The organism is Pseudomonas fluorescens (assembly GCF_902497745.1).
In the GTDB taxonomy this organism is placed as follows: Bacteria; Pseudomonadota; Gammaproteobacteria; order Pseudomonadales; family Pseudomonadaceae; genus Aquipseudomonas; species Aquipseudomonas fluorescens_BM.
The window spans coordinates 1-6,964 of sequence record NZ_CABVHJ010000036.1 but is presented as its reverse complement, the minus strand read 5'-3'; the positions used below and the strand labels follow the sequence as shown (position 1 = coordinate 6,964).

The window sequence follows — 6,964 nt, the reverse complement described above, 5'->3', positions numbered from 1 at the left end:
TATGGGTTCTCTAATGAAAAAGATATATCAATATATAATGATGATGTTGGGACGGGGTTCTATACTGCGGATTATGATGATTACAATAAGCGAATATGTTTTGGTGGCAGCCGTCTTTTTCATAATGGTGCACCTGAGGTCTTTTACGTGCTTGTCAACACGACCGTGGGCGATGAGTCTGAGTCGACGTCAATTCACAATTATGCGTATTTTACACCTGAGCCGAAGCCTGTTTCCTTAAGCAAGAATGGCAGGGTGTACATACAGGGTATTAACGACAAGGCTGATAGCGTAATATTGTGTTATAAGCTTTCGACATTTAAATACGGTAAGGACATTCCGAATGATGTAAGTCCGCAGTACTCGCTGATAGAAACATTTACGCTAATTGATAATATTAACAATTTACTGTACGTGGTTCCCGTGACCCAGGCAAAAACGGGTGGCTCCATATATTATATGGATATTAAAATTGTGGATGCAGCAACTAATGATACGTCAGGTCATATGCCGCGTTTTTTTACTCCCGATCTTCCATTGAGTTCTTTTATAGATGAGCAAAGAGGTAAGATATATGTAATATGCCTAACCTCTATTATGGTAATAGATGCGATGAGTCAAAAGCAAACTCAAACTATTAATATTCCGCTCTCTTCCGGGGAGCAAATAATACAGGCTCAGATTAATAGGGATAGGAATTGTATTTTAGTAGCGGCGACCGATGAATCAAGAGACTCCCCGGTTAATTGTTATGTTGTCTACAATCCTGATCAGGTGGGTCAATAGATTTTAGTGCTGTGATCTATATTTGGTGTGTCTGATTTTTGAGGTTGTTTAGCCCTTTTGTTAAAGCGCAATGTAGTGCGGTGCTATTGGGGGCTAGTGTGCTGTACAAGGAAGTTATTTCGAACACAGCACACTAGATTTTTAACACAGGCAGCACTCTACCAAAGTCTTTGTCAGTACATGATGGAATCCTCATGTTGATTTGAGTTTTGAGTTTTGAGTTTTGAGTTTTGAGTTTTGGGCTTTGGAAATCCGAGCTGATCTCAAGGATTCACGCGCGCAAAAGGTACGCCACAGGCCCCGGTTTTCGTTTGCATAATCACCCAAAATAGCCATAATTGGCATCTCGAAAAAGACGCAAATACGTTAAAAAACAATAAGTTATGTTTGGTGGAAACCTTGCTTGAACCGCAACGGATCGATCAGCACGTCGGTGTCGCCGGCATCGAGGGTGAACTCCAGCACTAGGCTCAGGGTTTTCTGGCGCGCCAGGCCATCGAACACACGGACCACTGACTCGATCACCTCGCGCAGGTTGACCCGCTCCGGAGCCAGGCTCAGGCGGCCGGATTCGATGCGTGCGATGTCCAGGACTCCAGCAGGTCCTTGGTCGAGTTGTAGGCGACCTCGATGGCGGGGCGATCGAGGTGCCCCTGGTCGGCACGCTTGAGTGTCAATTCGAACATGCCGATGACGGCGTTCATCGGTGTGCGGATTTCGTGGCTCATGGTGGCCAGGAACGTACTTTTCGCGCGGTTGGCTTCGTCCGCGCGCTCCTTGGCGGCGCGAAGTTCATCGAACAGCTGGCGCCTTTCGCTGATATCGATCCAGCCACCAATGATGCCCTGGACTTCGCCCATGGAGTCGCGGTACGGGAGAATCCAGTGGTAGATCGTGAGCTTTTTCCCATGAACATGCAGGGAGCGATCAAGGATCAGGGGTTTGCCCTCGGCCACGACCCGCTGATAGTCGGCATGGTATTGGGCCGACTCCGTCTCAAGGGTCATGTTCATTTGGGTAATGCTCTTGCCGATGACGTCTTCACGCTTGACGTCGAACGTCTGCAGGTAGCTGTCGTTGCAGGTTTGCAGAAAGCCGTTGTGGTCGCGTACGTAGATCGGATGCGGGGTTTCATTGACCAGCGCCCGCATGAACTCGAACTGGTCGTTCAGGGCGCGCTCGGCCAGTTTTCGATGCTTGATCTGGCGCTGCAGATAGCCGTTCCAGGCCAGGGAAATCAACAGCAGGAGCCCGGTGCTGATGATCTGGGCAATCAGGCGGTGGTAATTACGCCAGTAGCCATCGGACGCCGCGTTGTAGCCGCGCCAGCGGCTGTTGATCGCCGCCATCTCATCCGGGGCGATACTCAGCAGTGCCTTCTCCAGAATCGAACTCAGCTCCGTGGCGTCACGAGACGTCGCAAGGGCAAAGGTCGCGGGCAACGTGCCGATGCTGGAGCTGATCTGCAATTTGACCTGGAATGCCGGAGAAGAAAGCAAATAGTTGGCGATCACCAAAGGGGTCACCGCGCCGTCCACTTGCCCTTGTGCCAACAATTCCGATGCTTTGAAGGTATCCCCGGTTTCCACCAGGTTTATCTGTGCAAACGCTTGCTGCAGGAACTTTTCCAGCTCATTGCCCTGGGTGATTGCCAGGCGCTTGCCGGCCATTTGTTCAAGGCTTGTGGGCGCACCCGGCTCTTTGCGGGTCAGTAACACATAGGAGTTTTCCAGGTAGGGGCGGCTGAAGTTCAACCGGGACTCGCGCCCGGTGCTGGGGGTGATTGCGCCGATGATGTCGGCTGCGCCGGTTTGCACCAGTTCGATCATGTTGGCGACGTTACGCTCGTGTTGAATCTTGAAGCGCAGGCCGGTTCGCAGGCGAATCAGCTCCAGCAGGTCGGCCGTGACGCCCCTGAAGTTGCCGTCGGTATCGAAGAATGTCAGGGGCGCAAGGGTTTCATTGACCACCACCTTTACCACCGGGTGGTCCTTGAGCCAGCGCTCTTCACGCAGGGTCAGTTGCAGTTTGCGGTCGGTCAGGAGAATGTCGCTGCCCGCACTCCAGCGCTGGCGATGCTGTCGCGTTCATAGGTGGATATGCCATCGAGCACTGAATCGATGATGCTCAGGAGAATGGGTTGATCCTTGAGCAAGGCGAAGCTGAATCCGTGGGCCTCGTGCTTGCCGAAGTTGGCCATGCGGATATTTTTCAGGTAGCCCTTGTTGATCATGTAATGGGTGGAAATGGTATCGCCCAGGAATACATCAGCCTGGTCGAATGCCACCGCGTTCAAGGCATTTTGATAGGACGGGTATCCACGCGGTGGTCTCCGGGATGATCGAACGCAAGCAAGGCACTATCATTAATGTCAGCTCAGTGGCAGGGCGTAAGACCTTTCCCAACCATGTGGCTTACGTGGGCACCAAGTTCGCGGTCCATGGCATTTCGGAAAACTTGCGTGAAGAGTTGTCACCGCACAACGTGCGAGTGATCACCATCGCGCCTGGCGCCGTGGAAACCGAGCTGCTCAGCCACACCACCGACGACGCGATCAAAACCGGCTATCAGGCGTGGAAGCAAGACATGGGCGGCACCGTACTCAGTGCCGACGATGTCGCCTCAGCGATTCGTTATGCCTACGAACAGCCACAACATGTGTGCATCCGGGAGATTGTGTTGGCGGCAACACGGCAGCAGCCTTGAGTCCAATACCTCATTGAGCGACGGTTTGTAGGTCGCTCTCGGATTTTCGTATTTGGCTAGTACTGTCTCAACGGTCTGATCAAGGTCGGGCATTAGCCGGGGCAGTGGACGCGCCTGGCAGCTGATGAAAGTCTAGTCACGCTGATGCGAGCCACGGTAGCTCCGTGCCACTTCCAGGCAGGTCGCGAACCTCGGATTTGCGATCCTATTGGGTAGCACAGCGCGGGGCGGCTAAAAGCACCGTGAGCGCGGCCTGATCAATCATCCTGATTGGGTTTGAGGGTACGAACCTGTACAGCCGACTCGAGTCAGCTTGGGCTAGCGCTTACGCTTGCCCGTGTCTGATGTGTTGAGCGTTGTGCATATCCCCACAGAGTTCACGTTCCCCCAGATTCTCCAGCCAAAAGACCGGATGGTTGCACATACCGGGGTGGAAACTATTGGACGCTGTTTACCCCGGGAATCTGGAAACTTTTGCACGCTGTTTTACACGCTCGGGGTAACTCACGCTTGAGGCGACCAAGCTCTTCATCCTGCGGGCTTCACAGATATCTCGCCGTCGAATTCGCTCACGCGCGTCCTGGCTGTTCTGGATAGAGGCGCAGTGCTACGCCACTCGCGACAATAGCGCCGCACAGGTACCAGGCTGGAACGAGTGGGTTGCCCGTCTCCGCAATCAGCCACGTCACCACCAATGGAGAAAAACCTCCAAAAACGGTCACCCCAAAGCTGTAGATGATTGATACGCCGGTTACCCGTTCGTTACGGGAGAAGGCTTCCATCAGCAGCGTCAACCCGGGACCACTACTAACGGCCACCGGCGCCATCAGTATCGATACTGCCACCAAACTGAGCAGTGTGCTTTGCTGATCAAGCAGCATAAAAGCAGGATAAGCCAGCACCGCCTGTAAGCCGCACGACCAATACAATAGCGGTTTACGCCGTGGTAGCCGATCAGCGAAACGCGAAGCCAAGGGCGGGATGACAATGAGCAATATGCAGGCAAACACCACCAGAAAAAAAGCAACGCCGCTGGGGTAATGCAACGTTCGGATCAGGTACGTTGGCATGTAGAACACTGTCATGTAGAACGTCACCGTTGAACTCGCCATGATCAAAATACCCAGACCCAAGGTACGAGCATGGGTGCGCACGAAATGGCGAAACAGGGTGGGTTCGGTGCGATTTTCGTGAGTTTCATCCAAGTATTTGCGGATGTACCACCCTACAGGACCAATTAACAATCCAATGATGAAGGGGACTCGCCACCCCCAACTGTGTAGCGCCTGTTCCGACAACATCGTGGTTAGCACCAGCCCGGACAGCGCTCCCAGCAGCGCTGCAGCTCCTTGGCTTGCACCCTGCCAGCAGACCATGAAGCAACGATTATCGGTGCGTCCGGACTCCATCAAAAAGGCCGAAGCCGCGCCCACTTCGCCGCCTGCTGAGAACCCCTGGAGCAACCGCCCCAGTATCAGCAGCGCCATAGCGAAGCCCCCAATGCTGGAGTAAGTCGGTGTAAACGCGATAATTCCTGTCCCTATCGTCATCAAGGCGATGGTCAGGGACAAAGCTTGCTTGCGTCCATAACGATCTGCGAATCGGCCAATCAACACGGCGCCCAGTGGCCTGATGAGAAAGCCCATGGCAAAGGTCGACAACGACATCATCAAGGACGCCAGCGATGAGTCTGCAGGGAAAAATAACTGACCGATAATAACGGCGAAAAAACTGTAGACCGTAAAGTCGTATATCTCCAGAGCGTTGCCCAGAGAGGACGCCACTGCTACACGGCGCATCTTGCCAGTCGTATCAGGCTGCACGTACGTAAACGATGATGAAAGAGTCAAAGCGCTTTTCATGAATATGTCCCAAAGTCACGCATTCATTGAACCGTGTCGCTGACGCACTGAAGAAGGCGTTTGGAATCAGCGGTACCCGATTGCGGCACTCAATCCAGGTAGATGCTCAGAGATGCTCAGAAGCGTGAGTATCTCGTTGAGCGCCGCATGCAGCGCCAGCACACTTTGCACTTGTCCAAGCAAAAGAACACTGCGCCAGATAGTAGCTGGATATCCCGACCACGCCACCCGACATGTGGGGGCCGGCCTCACCGGACAGTTCAGGAAATTGAAGTCATCAGAGACGTGGAAGCCCTGGGCGATCAGATCAGACCACGCAAGATAGCGTCTCCAGTGGGCAGGGATTACATGTGACGCGAGCTCGCTGCCCGCCGAGTCGGCAGCCAATTGAAGCAGAATGAAGCGTTCAACTTGCCGCACGCTGGCGACAAGTTGATCGGAGTAGCCTTAGAAGGAATATTTCAAGCCGAGCGTGCCGGCGGTGTCCGACCAGCCGTTACTCCCTGCCTGATGAGTCAGGCTGGTGGTGACGTTCAACTGCGGCATAACAGGCCCCTCAACACCCACTCTGAACTCGGCGATGTTGCGACTGCCTTCCTGCGAGACGTTAATACCGTCCATCCTCACACCATAGTCTTCGGAATTGTTTACCCAGTTCACTTCCGCGTACGGTTTAAATGACTGCTGCTTGCCCTCACCTTGTGCGGTATAGCCTTTCATAAAGGCTTTAACCCCCAATGAGCTGCGTACATTATTGCCTCCGGTCGCGGACACGCGGGTGCCATTCTGTTCGGTGTAGTCATCGGCACGAATGCCCGACCACGCAAGTTGCGCCTTCGGCTGCAGGAAATAGCTATTTCCTGCACGGCTGCCCAGATCAAACACATAACCGCTTTCCAACGAGGTGCTCAGCCCTTTGGATTTGTCGCTTTCATTGGCCAGTTCGTCACCTTTCACAGTGTTGTTAAACCAGCTGTACTGCAACAGGCTGTCGACATACAGCCCCGCTTCATCGGAACCGTTGGCGTACCAGGTTCCGTACAGGCCTGCGGTATATCCGTCTACCTCGCCCTTTGCCCGATAGCCGGTTATATCGGAAGTGGTCGTGTTGCGGTCATTGCCATATCCCGCCAGGCCACCCAAACGCCAAGTGCTGCCATTGCGACTGCTACCGCCTGCCAGGTCTCCGCCCAGCAGCACGCTGTAGCGATTCGCCTTCATTTTCAGTTGCCCGCTGGAGTCTTCGGAGCGATTACGACCGCCACCCGTGCGCATCCACAAACTGGTCACCTTGTGCTCGCCAGTTACCTCGTCGGTGTACTCTGTTTCGCCGAGACGATCGTCAAGATTTGCAGTGAACATGCTATTCGCCCCGGCGAGGTTGCCGATGTAAGCACCTGCTTCTGGACGTAGAACTTGCACACCCGGTGCTGGGTCAACGGGTGGCGTAACCGGGGGATCAACAGGAGGGATGGCTGGAGGAGTCAAACTACTACTGAGATACCAGTTATTAGCGTCCGCACCCGTACCGCGCATAAGGCTGTAATCGTAAGCCCCCGCTGCGATACGGCCCTGTTGTGTGGACTGGCCCCTGCCAAACCGGACACCAA

Annotated in this window: 3 protein-coding genes and 2 pseudogenes; 2 read left to right on the top strand and 3 right to left on the bottom strand. The window is 53.9% G+C overall.

What is annotated here, in order from left to right:
* A partial coding sequence (locus F8N44_RS30425; protein ID WP_191630986.1) for a hypothetical protein occupies window positions 1-786 on the top strand: 786 nt, incomplete at its 5' end.
* Between the two features lie 399 nt (window positions 787-1,185).
* Here F8N44_RS30425 and F8N44_RS30420 read toward each other — a convergent pair.
* Window positions 1,186-3,103, bottom strand: a pseudogene (locus F8N44_RS30420) (transporter substrate-binding domain-containing protein); the annotation flags it as partial.
* Here F8N44_RS30420 and F8N44_RS30415 point away from each other — a divergent pair.
* A pseudogene (locus F8N44_RS30415) lies at window positions 3,100-3,492 on the top strand (SDR family oxidoreductase); the annotation flags it as partial. The pseudogenes F8N44_RS30420 and F8N44_RS30415 overlap by 4 nt on opposite strands.
* A 569-nt stretch (window positions 3,493-4,061) precedes the next feature.
* Here the strand turns inward: F8N44_RS30415 and F8N44_RS30410 are convergent.
* Complete coding sequence (locus tag F8N44_RS30410; RefSeq protein WP_150652951.1) at window positions 4,062-5,354, bottom strand: MFS transporter; 1,293 nt, start codon at window positions 5,352-5,354, stop codon at window positions 4,062-4,064.
* Window positions 5,355-5,801: 447 nt separating this feature from the next.
* Window positions 5,802-6,964: autotransporter outer membrane beta-barrel domain-containing protein (locus tag F8N44_RS30405; RefSeq protein ID WP_150652950.1), on the bottom strand; the 1,163-nt coding region annotated here is incomplete at its 5' end.

Coding starts and splice junctions, on each gene's coding strand:
- F8N44_RS30410 (WP_150652951.1), bottom strand. CDS start 5,354: ATGAAAAGCGCTTTGACTCTTTCATCATCGTTTACGTACGTGCAGCCT.